General features: G+C 29.6%; 21 protein-coding genes. 7 read left to right on the forward strand and 14 right to left on the reverse strand.

Translation table 11 applies throughout. The features are described 5' to 3' along the window. Window positions 1–11: 11 nt before the first annotated feature. The 8 genes from I1959_RS09065 to I1959_RS09100 all read right to left on the reverse strand — a co-directional run bounded on the left by I1959_RS09065 (window position 12) and on the right by I1959_RS09100 (window position 8,947). Complete coding sequence (locus I1959_RS09065; RefSeq protein ID WP_195238025.1) at window positions 12–1,037, reverse strand: sugar-binding transcriptional regulator; 1,026 nt, start codon at window positions 1,035–1,037, stop codon at window positions 12–14. 141 nt (window positions 1,038–1,178) lie between these two features. Continuing rightward, window positions 1,179–2,525: an RNA polymerase factor sigma-54 gene (gene rpoN, locus I1959_RS09070; RefSeq protein ID WP_195238032.1), complete on the reverse strand. Its 1,347-nt coding sequence runs from the start codon at window positions 2,523–2,525 to the stop codon at window positions 1,179–1,181. Between the two features lie 269 nt (window positions 2,526–2,794). After that, window positions 2,795–3,676 carry an Hsp33 family molecular chaperone HslO gene (hslO, locus tag I1959_RS09075; protein ID WP_195238033.1) on the reverse strand — a complete coding sequence of 294 codons (882 nt, stop codon included), beginning with the start codon at window positions 3,674–3,676 and terminating at the stop codon, window positions 2,795–2,797. A gap of 22 nt (window positions 3,677–3,698) precedes the next feature. Then, on the reverse strand, window positions 3,699–4,445 hold the full coding sequence (locus tag I1959_RS09080; protein WP_166504732.1) for a class I SAM-dependent methyltransferase: 747 nt from the start codon (window positions 4,443–4,445) through the stop codon (window positions 3,699–3,701). Next, on the reverse strand, window positions 4,432–4,674 hold the full coding sequence (locus I1959_RS09085) for a small, acid-soluble spore protein, alpha/beta type (protein WP_166504731.1): 243 nt from the start codon (window positions 4,672–4,674) through the stop codon (window positions 4,432–4,434). Before I1959_RS09085 ends, I1959_RS09080 begins: the two co-directional genes overlap by 14 nt. Before the next feature lie 155 nt (window positions 4,675–4,829). Then, window positions 4,830–5,948: an amidohydrolase gene (locus tag I1959_RS09090; RefSeq protein ID WP_195238034.1), complete on the reverse strand. Its 1,119-nt coding sequence runs from the start codon at window positions 5,946–5,948 to the stop codon at window positions 4,830–4,832. A gap of 475 nt (window positions 5,949–6,423) precedes the next feature. Beyond that, window positions 6,424–6,939, reverse strand: coding sequence for a nuclear transport factor 2 family protein (locus I1959_RS09095; protein WP_195238035.1), 516 nt, complete (start codon window positions 6,937–6,939; stop codon window positions 6,424–6,426). A 22-nt stretch (window positions 6,940–6,961) separates the two neighbouring features. Further along, window positions 6,962–8,947 (reverse strand): FAD-dependent oxidoreductase, encoded by a 1,986-nt coding sequence (locus I1959_RS09100; protein WP_195238037.1) that lies wholly within the window; start codon window positions 8,945–8,947, stop codon window positions 6,962–6,964. A gap of 438 nt (window positions 8,948–9,385) precedes the next feature. Between I1959_RS09100 and I1959_RS09105 the strand changes: the two genes are divergently transcribed. The 7 genes from I1959_RS09105 to dapD all read left to right on the forward strand — a co-directional run bounded on the left by I1959_RS09105 (window position 9,386) and on the right by dapD (window position 16,923). Then, window positions 9,386–10,159, forward strand: a complete 774-nt coding sequence (locus I1959_RS09105; RefSeq protein WP_166504727.1) for an IclR family transcriptional regulator — start codon at window positions 9,386–9,388, stop codon at window positions 10,157–10,159. A gap of 303 nt (window positions 10,160–10,462) precedes the next feature. Next, entirely contained in the window at window positions 10,463–11,209 is a 747-nt protein-coding gene (locus tag I1959_RS09110) for an SDR family NAD(P)-dependent oxidoreductase (protein ID WP_166504726.1), read from the forward strand. A gap of 59 nt (window positions 11,210–11,268) precedes the next feature. Further along, complete coding sequence (gene baiCD, locus I1959_RS09115) at window positions 11,269–13,197, forward strand: bile acid Fe-S flavoenzyme BaiCD (protein WP_092922525.1); 1,929 nt, start codon at window positions 11,269–11,271, stop codon at window positions 13,195–13,197. A gap of 312 nt (window positions 13,198–13,509) precedes the next feature. Then, entirely contained in the window at window positions 13,510–14,508 is a 999-nt protein-coding gene (locus I1959_RS09120) for an aspartate-semialdehyde dehydrogenase (RefSeq protein WP_092922522.1), read from the forward strand. Window positions 14,509–14,556: 48 nt separating this feature from the next. Beyond that, window positions 14,557–15,450 carry a 4-hydroxy-tetrahydrodipicolinate synthase gene (gene dapA, locus I1959_RS09125; protein WP_166504724.1) on the forward strand — a complete coding sequence of 298 codons (894 nt, stop codon included), beginning with the start codon at window positions 14,557–14,559 and terminating at the stop codon, window positions 15,448–15,450. Further along, window positions 15,444–16,190: a 4-hydroxy-tetrahydrodipicolinate reductase gene (dapB, locus tag I1959_RS09130; RefSeq protein WP_166504723.1), complete on the forward strand. Its 747-nt coding sequence runs from the start codon at window positions 15,444–15,446 to the stop codon at window positions 16,188–16,190. Before dapA ends, dapB begins: the two co-directional genes overlap by 7 nt. A gap of 16 nt (window positions 16,191–16,206) precedes the next feature. Further along, window positions 16,207–16,923 (forward strand): 2,3,4,5-tetrahydropyridine-2,6-dicarboxylate N-acetyltransferase, encoded by a 717-nt coding sequence (gene dapD, locus I1959_RS09135; RefSeq protein WP_195238039.1) that lies wholly within the window; start codon window positions 16,207–16,209, stop codon window positions 16,921–16,923. Window positions 16,924–16,963: 40 nt separating this feature from the next. Here dapD and srtB read toward each other — a convergent pair whose 3' ends face one another. The 6 genes from srtB to I1959_RS09165 form a co-directional block, all read right to left on the reverse strand. Next, on the reverse strand, window positions 16,964–17,755 hold the full coding sequence (srtB, locus tag I1959_RS09140; protein WP_166504721.1) for a class B sortase: 792 nt from the start codon (window positions 17,753–17,755) through the stop codon (window positions 16,964–16,966). Window positions 17,756–18,052: 297 nt separating this feature from the next. Further along, a complete protein-coding gene (locus I1959_RS09145) occupies window positions 18,053–18,655 on the reverse strand; it encodes a DUF4397 domain-containing protein (protein WP_176698632.1) in 603 nt (200 codons plus the stop codon). A gap of 67 nt (window positions 18,656–18,722) precedes the next feature. Beyond that, window positions 18,723–19,130 (reverse strand): VOC family protein, encoded by a 408-nt coding sequence (locus I1959_RS09150; protein ID WP_092922504.1) that lies wholly within the window; start codon window positions 19,128–19,130, stop codon window positions 18,723–18,725. A 164-nt stretch (window positions 19,131–19,294) separates the two neighbouring features. Continuing rightward, the gene (hpt, locus tag I1959_RS09155) at window positions 19,295–19,834 is read right to left on the reverse strand and encodes a hypoxanthine phosphoribosyltransferase (protein WP_092922501.1); all 540 of its coding nucleotides are present in this window, start codon (window positions 19,832–19,834) and stop codon (window positions 19,295–19,297) included. 70 nt (window positions 19,835–19,904) lie between these two features. Further along, window positions 19,905–21,209 carry an L-cysteine desulfidase family protein gene (locus I1959_RS09160; protein ID WP_195238041.1) on the reverse strand — a complete coding sequence of 435 codons (1,305 nt, stop codon included), beginning with the start codon at window positions 21,207–21,209 and terminating at the stop codon, window positions 19,905–19,907. Window positions 21,210–21,490: 281 nt separating this feature from the next. Further along, window positions 21,491–23,260 carry a sigma-54 interaction domain-containing protein gene (locus tag I1959_RS09165; RefSeq protein WP_195238043.1) on the reverse strand — a complete coding sequence of 590 codons (1,770 nt, stop codon included), beginning with the start codon at window positions 23,258–23,260 and terminating at the stop codon, window positions 21,491–21,493.

The raw sequence follows: 23,260 nt of genomic DNA on the forward strand, positions 1-23,260 counted from the left end.
CTAGTTATAAACTATTGTAATAACTCTAATATTCTATTTGCACTTTCTTCATCTGTTACTAGTGATATGTTTTTATTGATATTTGTCATAGCTATAAAAGACTCTGCTTTTTGAGTTCCAGCAAATATAGCTATGTTCTCTTTAGTTTTTTTGAAAGTATCTAGATGTATCCCTACAGTATTTAGCTTGCATACTATTTCACCATCTTTATTGAAATAGTGTCCAAATGCTTCCCCTATTGCATCTTTATCAATAAGTTCTTGTATTCTTTCTTCTGGAAGCCTTCTTTTTTTGGCCATCTCCAGTGCAATTCCGATTCCAAACACTAATACATCAGTTTTTTCAATCATATCTAAAGTCTTTTTTATTTGAGGCTCTTGTGTAAGTGTTTTCATAGCCTCCGTACCTAGTTCATCAGGTATATGTAATAATTTGTAGTTTGCTCCTAATTTCTTACTTGTTGTCGCTACTATGTTGTTAGATTGACTCACTACATCTTTTCCCATACTACCTCTTGCAGGTACTACAGTTGTATTTTCGTATTTTTTGTCAGTCTTTATAGCATTTGAAAACTCTAACATAGTACTTCCACCTGTTATAGAAACTACATCTCCATCTTTTAAGATACTTAAGAAATACTCTGATCCTAGTTTTGCTATATCTTTTATTAAGCTAAGATTTTGATCATAGCTACCAGGCACTAGTAAAACTTTCTTTATTCCAAGCTTTTCTTTTACCTTTTCTTGTAGCGTTGATAATCCCATGATATCGTTCATGATATCTTTAAGCTCTTCTAAAAGATCCATACCTTCTTGAGTCATGGTCATTCCAGATACTGCTACCTCTATAAGACCTTGTTCTTTTAGAAACTCAGTTTCTGATCTTACGACCCTTTCACTAATTCCTAAAACATTTGATAAGGTTCTCCTACCTATTGGTTCACTCAAGGATATCTGTCTTAAAATAGAGTATCTTTTCTCCATTAGCTCTATAACTTGTGGAATTAGTTTTTGTTGAATTTTTATTAAGTTACTCATATTGTCTCCTTCATCAACGTCCACTGAGGGACTTTTTATGTCCCCGTGTATTTTTTTAGTCCCACAAGATAATTTTATTGTAAATGAAATGTAAATATATTTCAATAGTTTTTGAGATATTTTTATTTTTATTTTCTAATACTAGTATTGTTTTCTCTTACTTGAAGATGGTATTTTAAGCTCTTCTCTATATTTAGCAATCGTTCTCCTAGCTATATTAATCCCTTCTTCTTTTAACATACTTGCTATCTTGTCGTCACTTAATGGCTTTTTCTTATTTTCCGCTTTTATTTTATCCTGTATCATTTTTTTTATGCTTAAGCTAGATGTACCCTCATCTTTATTAGATTCTATAGCACTACTAAAAAAATATCTAAATTCAAATATTCCAAAAGTTGTTAGCATATACTTTCCATTTACACCTCTACTTATTGTAGATTCATGAAAACCTAATCTATCAGCAATATCTTTCATCCTCATAGGCTTTATATACCTGACTCCATTTTCAAAAAATTCTTGTTGAGACTTTACAATTTCTTTTGCTATTTTCATAATTGTACTATTTCTACTTTCTATGCTCTTAATTAGCATTGTCGCTGAATTTAATTTTTCCTTTATAAACGACTTTGCACTATTATCTGAGCTTGCATTTTTTAGTATTTCTTTATAAAAATTATTTATGTTTAATTGATAGTTATCGTTAGTATTTCTATATACTATAAACTCCCCATCTAATTTTTCGACTATTACATCTGGATGTATATACATACTACTTTCTTTACTAACAGATATACCTGGCTTTGGATTTAGACTTTTAACTATTTCCATCATATCTACACACTGTTGCAGAGATATTTTGTATTTTTTACTAATATCCCTATATTTATTATTTCCTATCAATTCTAAGTCATTTAATATAATTTTTTCTAATATTTCATTGTCTATACCTAAATTTCTTATTTGTATAATTAAGCATTCTGATATGTTTCTTGCTCCTACACCATTTGGTTCTAATTGTTGTATATTTAATAAGCAGCTTTCAAATAACTCTTTATCTATATTTAATTCACTTATTATTTCTTCTTCATTTACTCTTAAATATCCATCTTCATCTAGACTGTCGATAATATAGTCACAAACTTCCATTTCTTTTTTACTTAGCTTATATAAACTTATATGAAAATGTAAGTCTTCATATAAGCTTGATGAATACTTTACCATATTTTCAAAGCTAACTTCATTATCCCTGTTGTAGCTAACCTCATTTTTATCATATAAGTTGGACTTTTCAATATTTTTAATATATGCTTCCCAATCTATTTCTGTAGTTTTTTCTGCATCTATTAAAGGATTTTCTTCACATTCTCTTTTTATTTCTTCGTCTAGCTCTAACTTACTCATATTTAGTATAGCTAATGATTGCTTTAACTGAGTCGTCATTACTAGGCTTTGAGATTGAGTTAGTTCCAGTCCTTGGTTAAAGTTCATTACCTATTTCACCCCATTGTTATATGTAATTTTTTATAATAAAAATTCGCTTTGCTTGAGCCATGTATGGGCGAACTATTTCATATTGCCAACGACTTCGTCCGCTGCTCAAAAATTCTTTTTTACTTTTTTCAAATATATTAATATAACTTTAATTTATAGATTATCCACGATTTCCAAGGCGATAAATTCCCTTAGTAAGTAAAAAAGCTCTTTTGCATAAGTATATTTTACCATTTAATAAGGTACTTAGCAAAAGAGCTTATTTTTTAGTTTTCTAAGCTATTTAATAGTTCTATTAATTCTTCTTCATTAAAATTATATTTTGAGTTACAGAATTGACATCCTATTTCAGCTTTTTTATCTTCTTCTATTATTTCTTGAAGTTGTCTCTTTCCTATAGAAACTAGCGCTTCTCCAACTTTTTCTTTTGAACATTCACATTCAAATCCAACTTCTATTTTATCTAATATTCTTGGGTTTAGTCCTTCTAATACTATACTTAATATATCTTCTGGAGTTTTTCCTTCTAACATCATATTTGTTATTGAGTCTAACTTAGATATATTTTGCTCTAGTTGAGATATTGTCTCTTCTGTTGCATCTGGCATAAGCTGAACAACAAATCCTCCTGCATGTTCTACTTCATACTCTGTTGTAAGAACACCTAATGATACTACAGATGGTGTTTGCTCTGATAATGCAAAATAATGTGTGAAGTCTTCTGCTATTTCACCGCTTACAAGTGGGTATGCTCCATTGTAAGGCTCTCTAAGACCTAAGTCCTTTATAACCTTAACTACTCCATCAGTTCCTACTGCTGCAGCCACGTTAAGCTTTCCATTTTCATAATCTGGTACTTCTACTTGTGGATTTTGAACATATCCTTTTACCATTCCTGTAGAATCAGATGTTGTAAGTATAGTTCCTATTGGACCTCCACCTTTTATTATAACAGTAAGCTTGTCACCTTTATTTTTCATCATTAACCCCATTATTGATGTTGCTGTTAATGTTCTCCCTAAAGCCGCTGTTGCAACCTTTGTTGTACCATGTACTTCTCTTGCTTTTTCTACAAGGTTAGTAGTAGTTGCTACGAAAGCTCTAACTTGACCTTCTCCTGCAGTTGCTCTTATTACATAATCCTTCATAACAATTCCTCCATATATGCCTTTATTTTCTACCTACAAAGAATATCCTTTCACTATCTTCTTTTGGTGCTTCAAATGTAAAATCTGAATAAACTTTTATATCTTTAAATCCTACTGATTGTAACATGTCTAATATTTCTTCTTCTGTATATGCTCTTTGTTGATGAACTTCTTCAAATCTTTCAAATCTACCGTCTTCATCTTTTACAAAGAAGGCTAATTCCATTTCTACTAGATTTTCTTCATCATCAAAGTAGTTTTGCCACATATAAGCTATGTCTTCCCTATTTTCTCCATACATGTTGTTTCCAAGTACAGATGACAATTTATAGAATGAACTTATATCAAATATAAATAATCCATTTTCCTTTAAAAGTTCATATGTCTTTTTAAATACATTTTCTAAATCTTCATCATATGTTATATAATTGAATCCATCACAAGCACATAATACGCAGTCTAAATTTGTTATATCAAAGTCTAATTCAGCTATATCTTGTTGTAGTAATACTAACTCTACACCTTCTTTTTCTGCTTTTTCTCTAGCTACTCCAAGCATTTCTTCTGATATATCTATTCCTGCAATATCGTAGTTTTTCTTAGTTAATGGTATAGTTAAATTTCCTGTACCACAAGCTAATTCTAATATATTCTGTACTTTAGTACCTTCTTTTTCTATTATTTTTTCTATATACTCAACCCATCCATTATAATCAACTTCATTCATAAGTTCATCATAGATGAATGCAAAATCTTTATACTGATCCATCCTCTTTATTTGACTCCTCCATCTTTTTCTTTTGTTTTTTTCTAGATGTGAGTATTCCACCAATTCTTCCAGCTTCTTTAGCTGTAAGACCTGCCCAGCCTAATTCATTTACCTTGTCTATTAGACCTAGTTCTGATGCTATCTCATATTTCATTATATCATTGTCTGTCAATATTTTTTTCTTTTTAGATTTACTTGTACTTTTTTTGCCTGGCTTATTTAAATCCATAAAAAACACCCCTTTACATATTTGTATTCTTGTCATTTAGACGAAATTTATACAAACATTTATAGGGGTATCCTTTAATTATAAAAACTCATTTCTTTAACTATATATTAAATAATTCTTATTTTATACTCATAGTATAAATTTTTAAATGTATTTTAACATATTGATCTCTTATGTTTTAACAATTTAATAAATATTTCTAGACCATTTCTTAAAACTTCTTCATCAAAATCAAAATTAATGTTATGAAGTCCATTAACAAACCCTTTTTCTATATTTCTTGCTCCTAGCATGAAAAATAATCCTGGTACTTCTTTTTGATAATATGAAAAGTCCTCTGATATCATAAGTGGCTCAAGTTGTATTAGCCTATCTTTATTTATGATTTGTATAAATTCTTCATATAACTTTTTATCATTATTAACAGCTGGGTAATCATCTCTTATTTTTAAATCTACTTTGCAATTATATAAAACTTCCATTCCTTTACACACTTCTAGTATTCTTTTTTTAATCTTACTATATACTTCTGGCTTAAATGTTCTTATTGTGCCTTGTAAATTAACATTTTCAGCTATAATATTTCTTCTTGTTCCTCCATTTATAATTCCTATGCTAAGTACAGCTGTATCAATAGGACTTACATTTCTGGATATTATCGTTTGAAGATTAGTGACTAAATTCGAGGCAACTACAACTCCATCTATTCCATTTTGAGGCATTGCTCCATGCCCACTTTTAGCATATATATTTATATCTATATCTCCTGCCTGTGCCATAAAATATCCACTTCTTACTCCTATATATCCTGTTTCTATATCTGGATATATATGAAGACCATAAATTTCATCTATATTATATTCTTGTATTATTCCTGCTTCAATCAACTCATTAGCTCCACCTGGACCTTCTTCTGCTTGTTGAAATATAAATACTATATCATCCTTTAATTTTTCTTTATTCATACTGATAAATTCTATAAGACCTAGTAATATACTCATATGTCCATCATGTCCACATAAGTGTTTCGGACCTTCATCTGTTAACAATCCATCCATATCTGCTCTAAATGCTATAGTTTTATCACCATTATTTCCTTTTATAATTCCTACGATAGATGTATCTAGATATTCTTTATATGATATATTAATTCCATCTAAATAATCCTTTATGTATTGTGACGTCTTAAACTCTTTTCTTCCTAGCTCTGCAATGGAATTTAATATCTTTCTATGTTTGTTAATCTTATTCTCTAAAGGTATATTTTTTATCATATACTTCCCCCCTTAATATATCGTTTTGTTAACTTATTTATATTTGAATCTCGACCCCGATAGCTTTTATAATGGTTTCACTATAAATAATATATTCTCCAATTCCGTACAGACTCTACATTTTCCTTCATATTTTATATACAAAAATAAAATTCAATGAATTTGATTATACTTGTATTATATTTTTAAAGATATAAAAAATTCGCTGCGCTTGAGCGACGTGTCGGCGAAACACTTCATGTCGCCAACGACTTCGTCCGTTGCTCAAAATGTCTTTTTTACGCTCATAAAACTAATTGGTATTGCTTAATTTCAATAATTATCTACAGTTTATGAAGTATCATAATTTCCTTAAGCGTAAAAAAAGACCCTCGTAAGGATCTTTAAAAACAATATATATTATTAAAAATAAGGATAGTTTTATATTTAATACAAAAGCTTTATATCCTACATAAGAGTTAATCACTTGACTATTTTATTCTTTACTATGCATATTATAAGTAATCTTTGCACTTTTTGGATCATTTCTATCCCATCTTTCTTCAAATGTACGCTTATATCCAATTGTCTTTATTTTCCATTCTCCATTAACTTTTTCATAGCTTTCACGATAAAATGCTCCACCTCTAATTCCCATATTTCTATCTAATAATATTAGGTTATCTCCTAAATACCAATATGCAAAAGCTACAGTATCACTTTCAAACTCGATTTCAGGAGTATGACATTGATGCATAGTTATATGTTCTGGTGGCATACAAGTTCTAAAGAAATTTACAACTTCTTCTTTACCTGTAAAAGAAAGTTTTCCATCTGAGTAACTTGTCGTTACATCCTCACAAAAACATTCTCCTATTGTACCCCATAGCTTAGAGTCTAAGCAACGTAGATATTTTCCCTTCAAACTTTTTATAGATTCTATATCTTTAAGTCTTGTAATTTCCTTTTCCATTTGTATTAATCTTTGTTCTAACTTTTCAATAGTACTCATACCGGATCCCCCTCTTTAATTTTTAATTTGCAATCGCTTTTTCGCTATCTAAATTTTCTACATCTCCTATTTTTCTTGCAAGTATTGCTCCTGCTTCAATAGCATGATGGACTTGTCCTGGCTTGTTGGCATCTCCTATAATGTGTACTTCAATATCTTTTAGTTCATCTGCTAAATTATTTACCGGTTTTGCACCACAACAGAAAATTATTTTACTAAATCCACTTAGCACTTCTTCTTTTCCATCTTTTTCAACTATAACTCCTGTACCATCTTCTGTAATTTCTAAAAGTTTTGTATTAGTGCTCATTACAACGCCTTTTTCATTAAGCATTTTCATAAGAGGTACTTTATTATTTGGGCATAGATTTGGTGCAATTTCACCTAACATTTCAATCATATGAATTTGTACAGGTCCTACTGCATTGTGCAATATGGTTTCAGTAACTTCACATCCTACAAGACTACCTCCAACTACAAGAACCTTTCCATGTATTGCATCTTTAACCTTTGCAGATAGCACATCACTACCTGTTATAACATCAATATTTTCTATGCCTTTTACTTTTGGTATAAACGGAGTTGAACCAGTTGAGATAATACATACATTTGCATTTAATTCTTTTATATACTCAGCTGTTGCTTCTGTATTTAATTTTATATCTACATTAGATTTTTCAACTTGAACTTTTAAATATTTAACCCATCTTGTTAAATCTTGTTTGTGAGGAGGAATAGCTGCAAGATTTATTTGACCTCCAAGTCTATCTGACTTTTCAATTAAAGTAACTTTATGACCTCTTTTAGCTGCAACTCTTGCAGTTTCTAAACCAGCTGGTCCACCACCTACTATTACTACATTTTTCTTTATTTTTGCTTCTGTAATAGCCATTTCTTTTTCACGCCCAAGTTCAGGGTTTATTGCACATTTTGCAACTGGGTTAGATCTTTCTCTTGTTATACAAGGTCCACCGCAACTTGCACATGGTCTTATATCTTCATATCTTCCTTCAAACCCTTTATTTACAAGTTCAGGATCAGCAAGTAAAGGTCTACCAAATACTACTCCATCTACAACGTCTCTTTCAACTAAACTTTCGCCAAGTTTTATATCATTAATCTTACCAACTACAAATACAGGTACTTTAGAAACTTTTTTAATAGCTTCAGCTTCTTTTATATTTACTCCTGGTGACTCATAATGGCAAGGGATTATTTTCCAACATAATTCATATTGAGTACCACCAGAAATTTCAAAAGCATCTACCCCAGCTTCTACAAATTTAGGTACTAAATACAACATATCATTTAATGTATTTCCGCCTAATACTCTTTCATCGCCTGAAATTCTCATAAGTATAGGGAAATCATCTCCAGCTTTTTTCTTTATATTTTTAATTACATCAAAAGCAAATTTAGCTCTACCGTCTAAATTACCTCCATAGCAATCTGTTCTTTTATTTCTAAGTGGAGATAAGAAAGAACCTGCTAACATATATGCATGGGCACAGTGAAACTCTACCCCGTCGCAACCTGCTTCTTTAGCTCTTCTTGCAGCATCACCATATTGCTCAACTATAGCTTCAATTTCTTCTACTTTAAGTTCTCTAACTGATTTTCCTAAACTATTTATATAGTTTGAAGAAGCTACTGGTGTTTTACCAAACATCCATGAAATAGATTCAGGTCCTGGATGTGTAATTTGAGGAAATAATTTTGAACCATTTGCATGAATTTCATCTACAAACGATTTGAATTTAGGGATAAATTTATCTTCTCCTAAACTAATTGTAAATCCTAAATATGGAACTGAGCTATCCACTGTAACTGCGTCTACAACAATAAGACCTACTCCACCCTTGGCTCTTTCAATCCAGAAGTCTTGAAGTCTTGAACTTACATTTCCATCTTTTTCTTCATAGCCAAGGCTCATAGGCGCCATTAAAACTCTATTTTTTATTTCAACATTGCCTATGTTAATTGGTGTATATAGTTTAAAATTATCCATAATTACTTCTCCCTTAAATAAATTTTAATAGTTGTTTTGAATTTTATTAGGTGTAATTATTTGGAATTTAATTGTTTTAAATTCTATTATTTTGAATTAATTAAGTTTAATCTGAATATTTGAATAGTATAAAATGTAACTGTTTTGAATTTTATTGAAAATAATATGTTTTTAAGTATTAAAAGTATATTTCAATTTCATTGTAGCAACCCTTTTCATATACCGCAACACTATTTTAAAGTTATTTTATTAAAAATAAACTATAAACGTACTATAAGTTCGATATTTACATACATTTCAACTTATTTTTTATAATTTTTTTATATTATCTCCATATGAATGTCGCACTATATGGAACAATTATTTTTTATTTTTTTATTTAAATTATGCTATACTATAAGAAAAAAATTATATATTTCGAAAGGGGTTTATATAAGTTTGTCTTCTTTACAAAGTTTAGATAGGGCTTTAGATATATTAAGTCTTATTCATTCAAATGGTGGTAAAATGTCCGTTTCTTCTATTGCTGAAGTTATGAACTTACACAGAAGTACTGTTCATAGAACTTTAACCACAATGTATCAAAAAGATTTTCTATCAAAAGATCCTAAAACAGGTCTGTATACAATAGGTAGTAAAGCGCTCATTCTTGGATTTTCAGCTGCTAATAATTTACCAATAGCTACTACTGCAAGACCATATATGGCATTTTTAGCAGAAAAATATAGCAACTCAGTTTCTCTATCCGTAATTGAAGGTTCAAATGTTTTTGTGATAGGAAACTACTCTGGTTACTACACTACAACTTTTTATTCACTACATGAGGATCCTCTAAATTGTGAGGCTTATCGTCCTGCCGTAGCTCATTGTATGTTAGCTTATAACTGCCAGTTGGAATCTTCTAATGAAGCAATACAAATTTACCTTTCAAAAGTATCTAATAGCAGATTTAAAGGTAACTTCTTCACAAGCATTGATGATTTAGTTGCTTACTTAAAAAAGGTAAAAAATGATGGCTATGCTTATGAATCTGGTGAGTATCACTTTGATGAACTTTGCTACTGTGTACCTATTTTAAATAATAAGAAAGCTATAGCAACACTTAGTATATACGGTCACAAATCTTACTTAAATAAGTTTCATAAACAAGATATTATTAAAGATTTATTAGATATTTCAAAAACAATATCTGATTTACTTTCTAATAGTTAAAAAAGTTGTAAATATTAAATTTTGCAGCTTTTTTATTTTTTATAAAACTTTACAATTTCAAATTTAAAATTTTATTGACAAATTAAATTTTGTGTCCTACGATTATCTCAATAGTTGTTTTGGAAAATTTAATCATTTCTAATAATGTAATTATTTCGAATACTCAATTCTATTAATTGAATAAAAATTTATTTATCACATTAAATTAAATTTTTTAGTTTTGTTTTATCTTATCTAATTTATAACTCCATTGTAATTGTTTTGTAATTAACATATAAACTAACTTTGAAAGGAATTAATTTTATGAAACTAAAAAATAAAGTTGCAATCGTTACTGGCGGATCACGTGGCATTGGTTTTGCTATAGTTGATAGATATGTCAAAGAAGGTGCTAAAGTTGCAATATGTGGAAGTAGAGCTGAAACTGCAAATAACGCACTAAATCTTATCCAAAAAAAATATCCTAATGCTGATGTTATAGCAGTTCACGCAAACATGTCAAGTACTGATGAAATCAATGAAATGTTTAAACAAGTAGTTGATAAATGGGGCTATGTTGACATATTAGTTAATAATGCTGGTATTACAGCTACAAAAGATATCGATTTAATGACAGATGAAGAATTTGAAGAAGTTATGGACGTAAATGTTACAGGAATGTTCCGTTGCACAAGAGCTGCGGTTAAAATTATGAAAGCCCGCGGTGGTAATATAATTAACACAAGCTCTTTAGTAAGTGTAAATGGTGCTGGCAGACAATGTGCTTATACTGCTTCTAAGTTTGCTGTAAATGGCCTTACAAGATCATTTGCTAGAGAACTTGGTAAATACAATATAAGAGTTAATGCTGTTGCTCCTGGTTCTGTGGCTACTGAAATGGTAAAAAAGTTTGTTACAGATCAAATGGTTGAACATATGAGACAAGTAACTCCACTTGGAAAAATGGCTGAGCCTTATGAAATGGCTGGTGCTTTTGTATACCTTGCTTCAGAGGATTCTTCATATACAACTGGTGCAATATTAAATATTGATGGTGGAATTGTAATGTAATTTTATAAATATAACGTATAGCTAAATAATAAATTTTAATAGTGAAAGGTGATATGATTATGAACTATAATTCTTTGTTTTCTCCATTTAAAATAAAAGATTTAGAAATAAAAAACCGTGTAATACTTCCAGCAATGATGACAAAAATGGCTTCTCCTACTGGACTTGTTACACAAAATTTAATTGATTATCATGTAGCAATTGCAAAAGGCGGCTGTGGACTTAATTTTACTGAGGTTTGTGCTATACACCCAAGTACTCATGGTAATGGTTATGTAGCCCTTTATAAAGATGAACATTTTGAAGGTATGAAAAAACTTATAGATAGCGTACATAGCGTTGGTGGTAAAATAGGTGTTCAAATTTGGCATGGTGGTCAAGTTGCAATAGCTCTACTTCCAAAAGATAGAACTCCTATGGTTACAGAAGGCATGACTCATGAAAATATAAAAGAAATTGTTGATTGTTATGGAAAATCCACTAAAATGGCAGTAAAAGCTGGCTGTGATGCTATAGAATTCCATGCTGCTCATACTTATCTTCCTCATACATTCTTAAGTGCTGCTTTTAATAAACGTGATGATGAATATAATGGTTCTTTAGAAAATAGAGCAAGATTTTCACTTGAAGTTATTCGTACTATGCGTGCTAATATGCCAGAAACTATGCCTTTATTTATGCGTGTAGATGCATTAGATGATTATGTTCAAAATGGACTTACTATAGAAGATGTAATTGAGTTTTTAAAGATGGCTAAAGCTGAAGGCGTTGATATAATTGATATTTCAAGAGGTAATAATAAGTCTGCAGCTCTAAAATATGAAGTTCCTTCAATTGATACTCCTCGCGGATATAACATTGAAAATGTAAAAAAGATACGTGATGCTATTGAAATGCCTGTAGTTGGAGTTGGTAGAATCAATCATCCAGAAATTGCAAATAAATTTATAGAAGAAGAAAAGTGTGATTTGGTTGCTATAGGTCGTGCTCAAATTACAGATCATGAGTTCTGTAATAAAGCAAAAGATGGTAAAACTGATAGTATACGTTTATGTGTTGGTTGCTTGAAGGGCTGCTTTGACTCTATAATGAATCCAAATATTCCTACAATTACTTGTATGAGAAATCCTATGGTTGGTAAAGAAGGTCAACCTATTACTAAAACAACTAACCCTAAAACAGTTTTAATAGCTGGTGGTGGTATGGGTGGTATGATGACTGCTAACATGCTAAAAGTTAGAGGGCATAACCCAATTTTATGTGAAGCTAGCAATAAATTAGGTGGGCAATTTAACTTAGCTGGCGCTGCTCCATATAAAGGTGAGATGCTTGATGCTGTTAACTGGGAAGCTAAAGAAGCTACTCGTTTATGTGTTGATGTTAGGTTAAATACAGTTGTAACTCCTGAGTTGGTATCTCAAATTAATCCTGATGAAGTAATAATTGCAACTGGTGCTGTTGCTTCAAAACCTGAAATAAAAGGTATAGAAAGTAAAAATGTATTTACTTATGAAGAAGTTTTATCTGGTAATATAGAACTTTCTGGTAATGTAGTTATACTTGGCGGAAAAATGGTAGGTTTAGAAACTGCTCAATACTTAACTGACAAAGGTATAAAATGTACAGTTATTGATGAATCTGACAGATTCGGTGGAGATTTAGGCTGGATTAGAAGTATGAATATGCTTGAAAATATGTATGTAATAGGTGTTAATCAAATTCCTGGTGCCAAGGTTGTGGAAATAAAAGAAAATGAAGTTGTATATGTTAAAGATGAAACTGAAACAAGTATTAATTGTGATGCTGTAGTCGTTGCTCTTGGTGCAACTTCAGTAGCTTTAGAAGATGTTCAATTAAAATGTAGAGATTTAGAAATTCCTTTCCATGTGATTGGTGATGCAAAAAGTCCACGTGTAGCTTTAAATTCTACTCTTGAAGGTATTGAAGTTGCACTTAATATAGATAGTGAAAATGCACTTAATGTGTAAGTAATTTGATCCTCTTTTTAATAAGGGATGTAGATAAATTTATAATATAATTTGAGTCTTAAAATATAACTGTGTATTCTTAAGATTGAGTTAGATAATATAAATTAAAGTTTACTTAGGACTATGACTATTTAGTTATAGTCCTTTTTTATTATTTTTCTATTCTCTGAAAATCTTAACAAAAAAGCTATATTTTCTACCTCTTTTATAGAAAATATTTTTAAAGGGATTTATTATCAACAAATAGAATATATTTTAATCTCCTTGAATAATTTTATATAGATACTTAATCAATTTATTTGGGGTGATTTTATGAAAAAAGTTAATGTAGCTATTGTTGGTGCTACTGGTATGGTTGGAAGAACTTTCTTAAAAGTTTTAGAAGAAAGAAAGTTCCCTATAAATCAACTATATTTATTCTCTTCTGCTAAGTCTGCTGGGTCTACTGTAGTATTTAATGGAAAAGAATATGTAGTTGAAGAATTAAATAAAGATGTTTTTGATAGAGATATACAAATAGCCTTATTCTCTGCTGGTGGTGAAATAAGTTCTATATATGCTCCTATAGCAGCTTCAAAGGGTATTGTGGTTATTGATAATTCTAGTTATTGGAGAATGGATGAAAATGTACCTTTAGTAGTTCCTGAGGTTAATCCACAAGATATAAAAAAACATAAAGGAATAATTGCTAATCCAAATTGCTCTACTATACAAGCTGTAGTTCCTCTTAAGGCACTTCATGAAAAATATAAAATAAAAAGAATAGTTTATTCTACTTATCAAGCTGTATCTGGTTCAGGTGTAAGAGGTATTAAAGATTTAGAAGATGGTGTTGATGGAAAACCTAATAGTTTCTATCCTCATCCAATAGCTTACAACTGTCTTCCTCATATAGATGTTTTTGAAGACAATGGTTATACAAAAGAAGAATTAAAAATGATAAATGAAACAAAAAAAATATTTAATGATTTCGATATGAAGGTTACAGCTACTACAGTTAGAGTTCCTGTAAAAAATAGCCATAGTGAATCTATAAATATTGAATTTGAAAACCCATTTGAGCTTTCTGATTTAGTTAATACTTTAGAAAACATGAATGGTGTAATTGTCATGGATAATCCTAAAGAAAATAAATATCCTACTACAGTAGATTCTACTGGTCGTGATGAAGTTTTCGTTGGAAGAATAAGAAGAGATTTTAGTGTAGATAATGGAGTAAATATATGGGTAGTTGCCGATAATATCAGAAAAGGTGCTGCTACTAATACTGTTCAAATAGCAGAATTATTAGTTGCTTGTGATTTAGTTTAATACTTTAATACCTAATTAGGTAAATTCTTATATAAAGGGGTTTTGTATATGTTATTTAAAGGTTCTGCAGTTGCTTTAGTTACACCTTTTGATGAAAATGGTGTAGATTTTGAGACTCTTGGAAAATTAATTGAATATCACATAGAGAATAATACTGATGCAATACTTGTTTGTGGAACTACAGGGGAATCCACTACTATGAGCGATGAAGAACAGCTTGCTGTTATAAAATATACTGTTGATAAAGTTAATAAAAGAATACCTGTTATAGCTGGAACTGGCTCAAATAACACTGCACATTCTATTTATTTAAGTCAAGAAGCTGAAAGACTTGGAGCTGATGGATTATTAGTTATAACACCTTACTACAATAAAGCTAACCAAAACGGTCTTAAGCTTCATTTTGAAACTATAGCTAAAAGCGTAAATCTTCCTATAATTATGTACAATGTTCCGGGAAGAACATCTATGAATATGAAACCTAGCTTAGTAGCAGAACTTGCTAAAATAGATAATATAGTTGCTATAAAAGAAGCTAGTGGAGATTTATCTCAAGTTGGAGAAATAGCTAGATTAGTTCCAGATGACTTTGCTATTTATTCAGGAAATGATGATAGTATAATTCAATTATTATCAGTTGGAGGTCATGGAGTAATATCTGTTCTTGCTAATGTTTGTCCTAAAGAAACTCATGATTTAGTTTATAAATTCTTAGAAGGAGATATAAAAGGATCTAGAGAATTACAACTTAAATTAAAGCCTTTAATAGATGCTTTATTTATAGAAGTTAATCCTATACCTGTTAAAACTGCTATGAATTTACTTGGATTTAATGTTGGAAATTTAAGACTACCTCTAGCTGAAATGGAAGATAAAAACTTAGAAGTTTTAAAACAAGAATTAAAAAATCAAGGATTATCATTAGGAGAAAAATCATGCTAAAAGTTATAGTTAATGGATGCTTTGGAAAAATGGGTAGAGTTTTAACTAAATGTATAGAACAAGATCCTGATTTAGAATTAGTTTGTGGAGTATCTCCTAGCCAAAAAGAAAAAACATCTTTTAACGTTTTCTCTACTATGTCTGATATTTCTAAAAAAGGTGATGTAATAATAGATTTTTCTCATCACTTAGCTTTAGATAATGTTTTATCTTATGCTTTAAATACTAAAACCCCTTTGGTTATTGCTACTACTGGATATAATGAAGAAGAGTTAAATAAAATAAAAGATGCCTCTAATATAATTCCTATTTTCCACTCTTCTAATATGTCCTTAGGAGTTAATGTTTTATTAAAATTAGTAAGAGAAGCTACTAAAGTGTTAAATGGTTTTGATATTGAAGTAATAGAAAAACATCATAATAAAAAAGTTGATGCACCAAGTGGTACTGCTATTATGATTGCTAATGCAATAAAAGATGTACTACCTAGTATTGAATATAATTATGGAAGATATGGCCGCGAGGCGAAAAGAAGTGAAAATGAAATAGGAATACACGCTATTAGAGGTGGGACTATTGTTGGTGAGCATAATGTCATATATGCAGGTCATGATGAAGTTGTAGAGTTAAAACATATAGCTCAATCTAAGGATATCTTTGCTAAAGGCTCTATAACTGCTGCTAAATTTTTAGTTAACCAAAGTCCTGGGTATTATAATATGGATAATTTACTAAGTTAATCTATGGAGGTAACTAATGATAAATTTAAACGATGCTTATGAAATAGCCAAATATATAAAAGAATCAAAAAAAATAACACCTGTTAAGGTTTATATAAATACTAATCTTATCAGCTTCAAAGAAGCTAAGGAATTTAAGGTATTTGGTTCTAATGGTTCTTATATACTTATTGGTGACTATGATACAATAAATGATTTTCTAAAAGGTAAGGAAAATCTTATAAACGATATATATATTGAGTATGATAGAAGGAACTCTGCTATACCTATATACAACTACCTTCATGAACATGCTCGTATAGAGCCTGGAGCTATAATAAGAGATATGGCTACTATAGGAAAAAATGCGGTTATCATGATGGGAGCTGTTATAAATATTGGAGCTGTTATTGGTGATAATTCCATGATTGACATGAACGCAGTTATTGGAGCAAGAGGTATAATCGGAAAAAATGTTCATGTAGGTGCCGGAGCGGTTATTGCTGGCGTTTTAGAGCCACCTTCTGCTTCTCCTGTTATAATTGAGGATGATGTTTTAATAGGAGCAAATTCTGTAATACTTGAAGGTGTAACAGTAAAAAAGGGCGCTATTGTGGCAGCAGGTTCAGTTGTTACCCATGACGTGTTAGAAGGAGAGGTAGTTGCTGGCTCTCCTGCAAAAGTCATAAAAATAAAAGACGAAAAAACAACTGATAAAACTAAGTTAATGGACGGTCTTAGAGATTTGGACTAAATATAAAAGGCTCAAATTAATAAATATTAATTTGAGCCTTTTAATTTACTAATTTGGCATGAATTACAGTTCTCGCATTTTCAAATTCATAGCTACAAGTAGATAAAGTTAGTATTTTATCATTTTCACTTACTTCTACATTAGTGTTATATAAAGACTTGTTTTTTATTTTATTAAGAAATTGTTTATAATCACTTTTAGAATTAAAAGAAGTCTGTATGTAATTATAATTTGCATCAGTTGTATAAACTGAGAAAATTTTATATTCTAATTTTTGTCCATCTGGCGTTTCTATGTATATTTTATTATTTTTATCAAAGAATTTTTTATCTTTAAATTTCTTCAACTCACCAAACATTGTATTATTTCTCATATAGTGACCATAAATAACTGTATTACTATCCTCAAATCTGTTATTTCTATAGTCTAAAAATATAGAACCTGATGGTAAATAATTTTTATTTATATCCTTTTTAAGATAATAGCTATTATCTTTAGCTTGAAGAACTGGGTAATCTATATTAGTTCCATCAATGTCTATCCAACCTCTATAATCTTTATTTATATCAGATAAATCTAAAGTAGTCTTATTATAAGGACTATTTTGTTTAACCTCTTTATTATCATCTACCTCACTATTGCCTACTTTATAATTATTATTACTTTGTGCACTTGATACAAATTGTTTTTCTCTTTCTTCTTTTATTTTCTTTATATTATCATATACTCTATCTGCTTTTTTATAGTCTAAAACTTTAGATATAATATTATAACTTCCAAATAATAATGCTATTATTAAGACTATATTTATTAAAATCCTTGCTTTCTTCATAGTATTTATACTCCTAATTAAACTAATTATATTATATACCACATAAATATAACTTTGAACATAAAAAATTCGCTTCGCTTAAGCCACTACGTGGGCGCTACACTTCATCCGTTGCTTGAGCGACGTATCGCGAAGCGCTTCAAATTGTCTTTTTTGCGCTTACTAAACTAATTGGTATTGCTTAGCTACAATAGTTATCTATAGTTTTTGAAGTATGATAATTTCCTTAAGCGTAAAAAAGTATAGATAAATTTATCTATACTTTTAATAATAACAAATTTTTATAGTTTATATCTATCACTGTAAGAAAGTTGCTCCATCTAATGTCTGAATCATATCTATATTAGGCGATATCCCAATAACATAAAATGTATATATTCTATTTGGATTTATATTTACTAAGTTGCTTAAAACTGTTTTTTTATTTTCCGTCAATTCTATATCCATCTTATACTCTCCTATTGGCACATTTTCATACTCTGTATAATCTGTATAACCTACATTATTAAATATTTCTTCTCCACCCATTAGTATATTAACATTTGGTGCTTCTGGAACTAAGTGTACAAACTTAATCTTCGATGTATTATCTTCTGGAACTCCCATTTTCTCTGGTATAGGAAGTATATCTACTTTATCATTTTTTTCTATAATAGCTGCTGTTATAAGCTCATCATTTTTTACATCGATACTAACCTCACTCAAAGGACTATCCCTTTCATCTTTTAAATAAACGCTAAATATATGCTCTCCTTCTGGTACATATATATATGGTGTAAATTGAGCAAATCTTACATCCATATAAAAAGGAAATCCATCTATATATACATCTAATTCTTCTCCGCTTACCAAAGCATGTAATACTCTAACCAATGAATATTTCTCATTGAAATTTCTCAAAAAAATCCCCCCATTAATTATAATACTTTCATACTAATATCATATTAATAGAAGGGTGTTTTTGATACTAAGCTATATCAGTATCTCTAATTTCTATTTCTGTTCCTTCTGGTGCTTTTATTTTAAATAAACTTTCACCTTCTACTTTATATACAATTTCTCCATTTTTAACTTTAAAATTAGTATATCCTAGCGATTTTATCCTTTTATACTCTTCTTCCACATTATCCACAATAAATCCCATATGCACTGGGCCTTCATTTAAAGATGTCCACTTTTTAAACTTATCCCCAGCTTTAGGCGTCTGAAGTTCTATCATAAAGGTACCTTGTTTTATCCACGTATTATATTCTCTGTTGTGGAAATTTTTACTCTCTTGAACTACTTCAAATCCCAGTATTCTTGTGTAAAAATCTAATGATTCCTTATATTTTTCTGTTTGAATGCATATATGATGTATCATTTTTATCCCCATACTTAATCCTCCTGCAACCATTTTCATTTTGAAGTTATCCACTTTTCAACCATTTTTACAGTTGATATGTGTATAAATATATATTAGCTTAGTTTACTTATATAGTTTATATAAATTACAAAATCTTTGTAAATAAAAAGTTGCTCCTAAGAGCAACTTTTTATTTATCTATCTTCATTTGTAACATTGAATACGTATGGTACGTTTCTGTAATAATCACCATAGTTTAATCCATACCCAACAACAAACTTGTCTTCTATTTCAAATCCACAGTAATCTGGAACTAATTCAACTTTTCTTCTACTTGGCTTATCAAGTAATACACAGCATTTTACGCTTGCTGGATTTTTAGTTTTTAAATGATTCATAACATGATGCATAGTTAATGCTGTATCTGTTATATCATCTACTATTAATACATCATATCCTTCTAAACTAGAATTTACATCTGATACAACCTTTACGTTCCCACTACTTTGTTCTCCGTGACCATAGCTTGAAGTTGTCATAAACTCTATTTTAACTGGAACAGTTATGTTTCTTACTAAGTCAGCACAGAAGATAAAGCTTCCTTTTAATAAAGATACTACTAAAAGATTCTTTCCTTCATACTCTTTAGATATTTGTGCACCTAATTCCTTAAGTCTAGTAGCAATTTGTTCTTCAGAACATAAAACTTCCCACTTTTTAGTTTCGATATTCATAATAAATCCTCCATTATGTATAAATGATACTTTCAATTTTATAGGAGATTAGATGTTTTTGCAAGGAGAATTACTTAACCTTGTTCATATCATCCATTACATTTATTATAACCTTATCTGTAACAGACATACCTTTATCACTTACTCTTCCTAGGTTTTGTATACTTTGTTCTACTTTAGCTCCAACTATACCATTCATTGGTGGTACGAAACATTGTTGTTTAGCTATTATAGCACTTTGTACTGCTGCTGATGCTGCTGATGCTAATTTTAATGCACAACCTGCTTTTGCACCATCACATATCATACCACTTAAGTTAGCTACCATATTTTCTATAGCACCTTCTATTTGTCTTTCATCTCCGCTCATTAACCAAGATAAACCTGCTGTAGCTCCTGTTGATGCAGCAACTCCACATCCACATACTGCTGATAATCTTCCTGTGTAATTTTTAATGTATGCTGTAACTAAGTGAGATATAGCTAAAGCTTTTGCTAATCTTTCATCTGATTGAGGGAATTTCTTGTTGTATGCTACTATTGGAAGTATAGCAGTTAAACCGTGATTTCCACTACCATTTGAACTCATAACTGGCATTTTAACTCCTGCCATTCTAGCATCTGATGCAGCTGCTGTTATCATCATAGCTTGGTTCATTAAGTCGTCTCCAAGTAATCCATCTTCCATAGATTTCTTTATTCCGTATCCAACACCTATACCTACTTTTTGATTTAATCCATAGTTAGCTATTTCTTCATTCATAGCTATTCCTTCTAATAAGAATTCTATGTCTTTAAGATCTAATGCTTCTACATTTTTAACTAATTCTTCTATAGTTATAGTGTCCATTATGTTTTCTTCTTTTTCTGTTGTAACTGCTATTTCTTCTAACCCTTCTTCATTTAATAAAACATTTCCATTTTCTTCTAAGTAAACAAAGTTATCATGCTTAGTTCTTATAATAACCCTTGAAGTTCTAGTTTTTCCTTCTAAGTTTACTTCTATATATACCTTTTCCTTTGTATCCGCTGGTGATATTGATATTGGATGAGTATCCATATACTCTTCTGCCTTTTTAACTTCTTCCTCAGTTAAAGTTTCTAATACTCTTAATCCATTTTCAGAGTGTCCACCTATAAATCCTAAAGCTACTGATATTTTTAATCCTAATCTTTCTGTTCCTGGTATTCCTACACACATTCCGTTCTTATATACGTTTGGGCTAACTAATACGTTATGCTTAACTATTTCTTCCCCTAATAATTCTTTTGCTTTAGCACAAGCTAATGCAACTGCAACTGGCTCTGTACATCCTAGAGCTGGCTTTACTTCTGCCTTTAATATATTAACTATTTGATTTCTTACATCCTTCATAACATTTCCTCCCACATAAATTAAGTTTATACTTTTATATATAGCAATATATGTGCCAACTTTTTAAATTAATTATTATTTTTCTATTATTTAATTTATCTAGTTAAAACGTTTCCGTAAAATGCTTATATGTACGCATTTGTCATCATTTTTCTACATTATAATTAAGATTATTATTTTTTTAGTTTTTTTCTAAATCTGCATTTAAATATTAATTTTGTGTATAAATTTATATTTTTATCTCAATTTGAGTAAAAAAAATCTCAAAATGAGATTTTTTCTCATTTTGAGATAATTTTATATTTCTCTAGTTTTCTATATAGAGTAGCTCTAGATATACCTAATGATTTTGCTACTAGCTCTTTGTCTTTTTTATAATCTTTATATTTATGTAATGCTTTAATGATTTCTGCTTTTTCTAATTCTTCTAAAGTTCTTATCTTATCATTTTGAACTAATACTTCTTCTAACTCTACATTTTTTAATTTATTAGGTATTACATCTAATGTTATAATTTCTCCTATAGACATATTCACGCCATACTCTATTATATTTTGAAGCTCTCTTATATTTCCTGGCCATTTATATTCTAACATTACATCTAGCACATTTTTGTCAATACCAGTTACATGCTTTTCTAACTTTCTAGAATATTCTTTTATCATAAAATCTATTAAATCTGGTATATCATCTTTTCTTTGTCTTAAATTTGGAAGTGATATAGGTATTACATTAAGCCTATAATATAAATCTTCTCTAAAAGTTCCCTTTAATACCATTTTTTCTAAATCTTTATTGGTAGCTGCTATTATCCTTACATCTATAAATTTATTTGATTTTGCTCCAATTTTATTTAGCTCTTTTTCTTGTAATACCCTAAGTAATTTTGCTTGTAGATGCAAGCTCATATCTCCTATTTCATCTAGGAATATAGTACCCTTATTAGCTATTTCAAACTTACCTAATTTACCACCCTTTTTTGCTCCTGTAAAAGCTCCTTCTTCATAACCAAATAATTCACTTTCTAGTAAATTATCTGGTATGGCTGCACAATTTACAGCTACAAATGGATTTTCACATCTATTACTATGGTTATGTATAGCTCTTGCAAATAACTCTTTACCAGTACCACTTTCTCCTGTAATTAGTACTGTAGAAGTGGACTTAGAAGCTATTAGCGCTTCCTTTTTAACACTATTTATAATGCTACTATTTCCTATTATATTTTCTAATGTTATACTATAATCTTTATTTATTTTATTGTAGTTTTTAATAGCATCTTTGTTATCTATAAAGTCTATAACATATCCTTTTAATTCTTTCTTTAAAATAATTTCATTTATATTGTATATTCCTTTTAATTCATATCCATCCAATTTATAGTTAAAACTATGTGATTTTTCTTTTTTAAAATTATCTCTTGATGGTTTTTTTATGAACTCTAAAAGCTTAAATATATTTTTACCATTTATATTATTTTCTAAATTGAATACTTTCTTAAATTTTAAATTATATTTATCTATATTTCCATCTACATCAATAGATACTATAGCCTTATCTATACCATTTACTAAAGTCTCTAGCTTTTTCTTTTCTAATTCTAACTCATAAGCTTTTACTTGAGCTTTAATTTTATTAGATATTAAATCAGCCATTTTACCTAAAAAATTCATTAATACATCTTTATTATTTTTTATAACTTTAGCTTGTTCCTCTGTAAAAGCTATAAGGCCTATAACCCCATAGGTTACTCCTTCGCTTATTATAGGGCAACAAACCTCTGCAAACTCTTTACAATCTCCACTATTGGAGCATTCATTACATATATCATTACAACTTGGATCATCTATTATTATTTCTATCTGTTCTATTAGACATTTATTAAAAGCAGAGTATCCACTTATTTTTTCTCCTATTTTTTCTAAATATATACCTGTACCTGCAACTCTAGTTAAGTCATCATCTACTATGGTTACATCTATACCTAAAACAGCTACTATTGCTTCTGCTATATTTTGAATATCTTCTCTTATGTATTTTAAGTTTGCCAT

Source organism: Romboutsia sp. 1001285H_161024_C4 (assembly GCF_015550185.1).
Lineage (GTDB): Bacteria > Bacillota > Clostridia > Peptostreptococcales > Peptostreptococcaceae > Romboutsia_C > Romboutsia_C hominis.

Bases quoted from the DNA above. Each gene is read 5' to 3' on its own strand.
- dapD (WP_195238039.1), top strand. From the start codon at position 16,207: ATGATAAATTTAAACGATGCTTATGAAATAGCCAAATATATAAAAGAA.
- I1959_RS09065 (WP_195238025.1), bottom strand. From the start codon at position 1,037: ATGAGTAACTTAATAAAAATTCAACAAAAACTAATTCCACAAGTTATA.
- I1959_RS09095 (WP_195238035.1), bottom strand. From the start codon at position 6,939: ATGAGTACTATTGAAAAGTTAGAACAAAGATTAATACAAATGGAAAAG.
- I1959_RS09160 (WP_195238041.1), bottom strand. From the start codon at position 21,209: ATGAAGGATGTAAGAAATCAAATAGTTAATATATTAAAGGCAGAAGTA.
- I1959_RS09080 (WP_166504732.1), bottom strand. From the start codon at position 4,445: ATGGATCAGTATAAAGATTTTGCATTCATCTATGATGAACTTATGAAT.
- I1959_RS09150 (WP_092922504.1), bottom strand. From the start codon at position 19,130: ATGGGGATAAAAATGATACATCATATATGCATTCAAACAGAAAAATAT.
- hslO (WP_195238033.1), bottom strand. From the start codon at position 3,676: ATGAAGGATTATGTAATAAGAGCAACTGCAGGAGAAGGTCAAGTTAGA.
- I1959_RS09090 (WP_195238034.1), bottom strand. From the start codon at position 5,948: ATGATAAAAAATATACCTTTAGAGAATAAGATTAACAAACATAGAAAG.
- I1959_RS09110 (WP_166504726.1), top strand. From the start codon at position 10,463: ATGAAACTAAAAAATAAAGTTGCAATCGTTACTGGCGGATCACGTGGC.
- rpoN (WP_195238032.1), bottom strand. From the start codon at position 2,525: ATGAACTTTAACCAAGGACTGGAACTAACTCAATCTCAAAGCCTAGTA.
- I1959_RS09100 (WP_195238037.1), bottom strand. From the start codon at position 8,947: ATGGATAATTTTAAACTATATACACCAATTAACATAGGCAATGTTGAA.
- I1959_RS09085 (WP_166504731.1), bottom strand. From the start codon at position 4,674: ATGGATTTAAATAAGCCAGGCAAAAAAAGTACAAGTAAATCTAAAAAG.
- srtB (WP_166504721.1), bottom strand. From the start codon at position 17,755: ATGAAGAAAGCAAGGATTTTAATAAATATAGTCTTAATAATAGCATTA.
- I1959_RS09165 (WP_195238043.1), bottom strand. From the start codon at position 23,260: ATGGCAAACTTAAAATACATAAGAGAAGATATTCAAAATATAGCAGAA.
- dapA (WP_166504724.1), top strand. From the start codon at position 14,557: ATGTTATTTAAAGGTTCTGCAGTTGCTTTAGTTACACCTTTTGATGAA.
- hpt (WP_092922501.1), bottom strand. From the start codon at position 19,834: ATGAATATCGAAACTAAAAAGTGGGAAGTTTTATGTTCTGAAGAACAA.
- baiCD (WP_092922525.1), top strand. From the start codon at position 11,269: ATGAACTATAATTCTTTGTTTTCTCCATTTAAAATAAAAGATTTAGAA.
- I1959_RS09120 (WP_092922522.1), top strand. From the start codon at position 13,510: ATGAAAAAAGTTAATGTAGCTATTGTTGGTGCTACTGGTATGGTTGGA.
- dapB (WP_166504723.1), top strand. From the start codon at position 15,444: ATGCTAAAAGTTATAGTTAATGGATGCTTTGGAAAAATGGGTAGAGTT.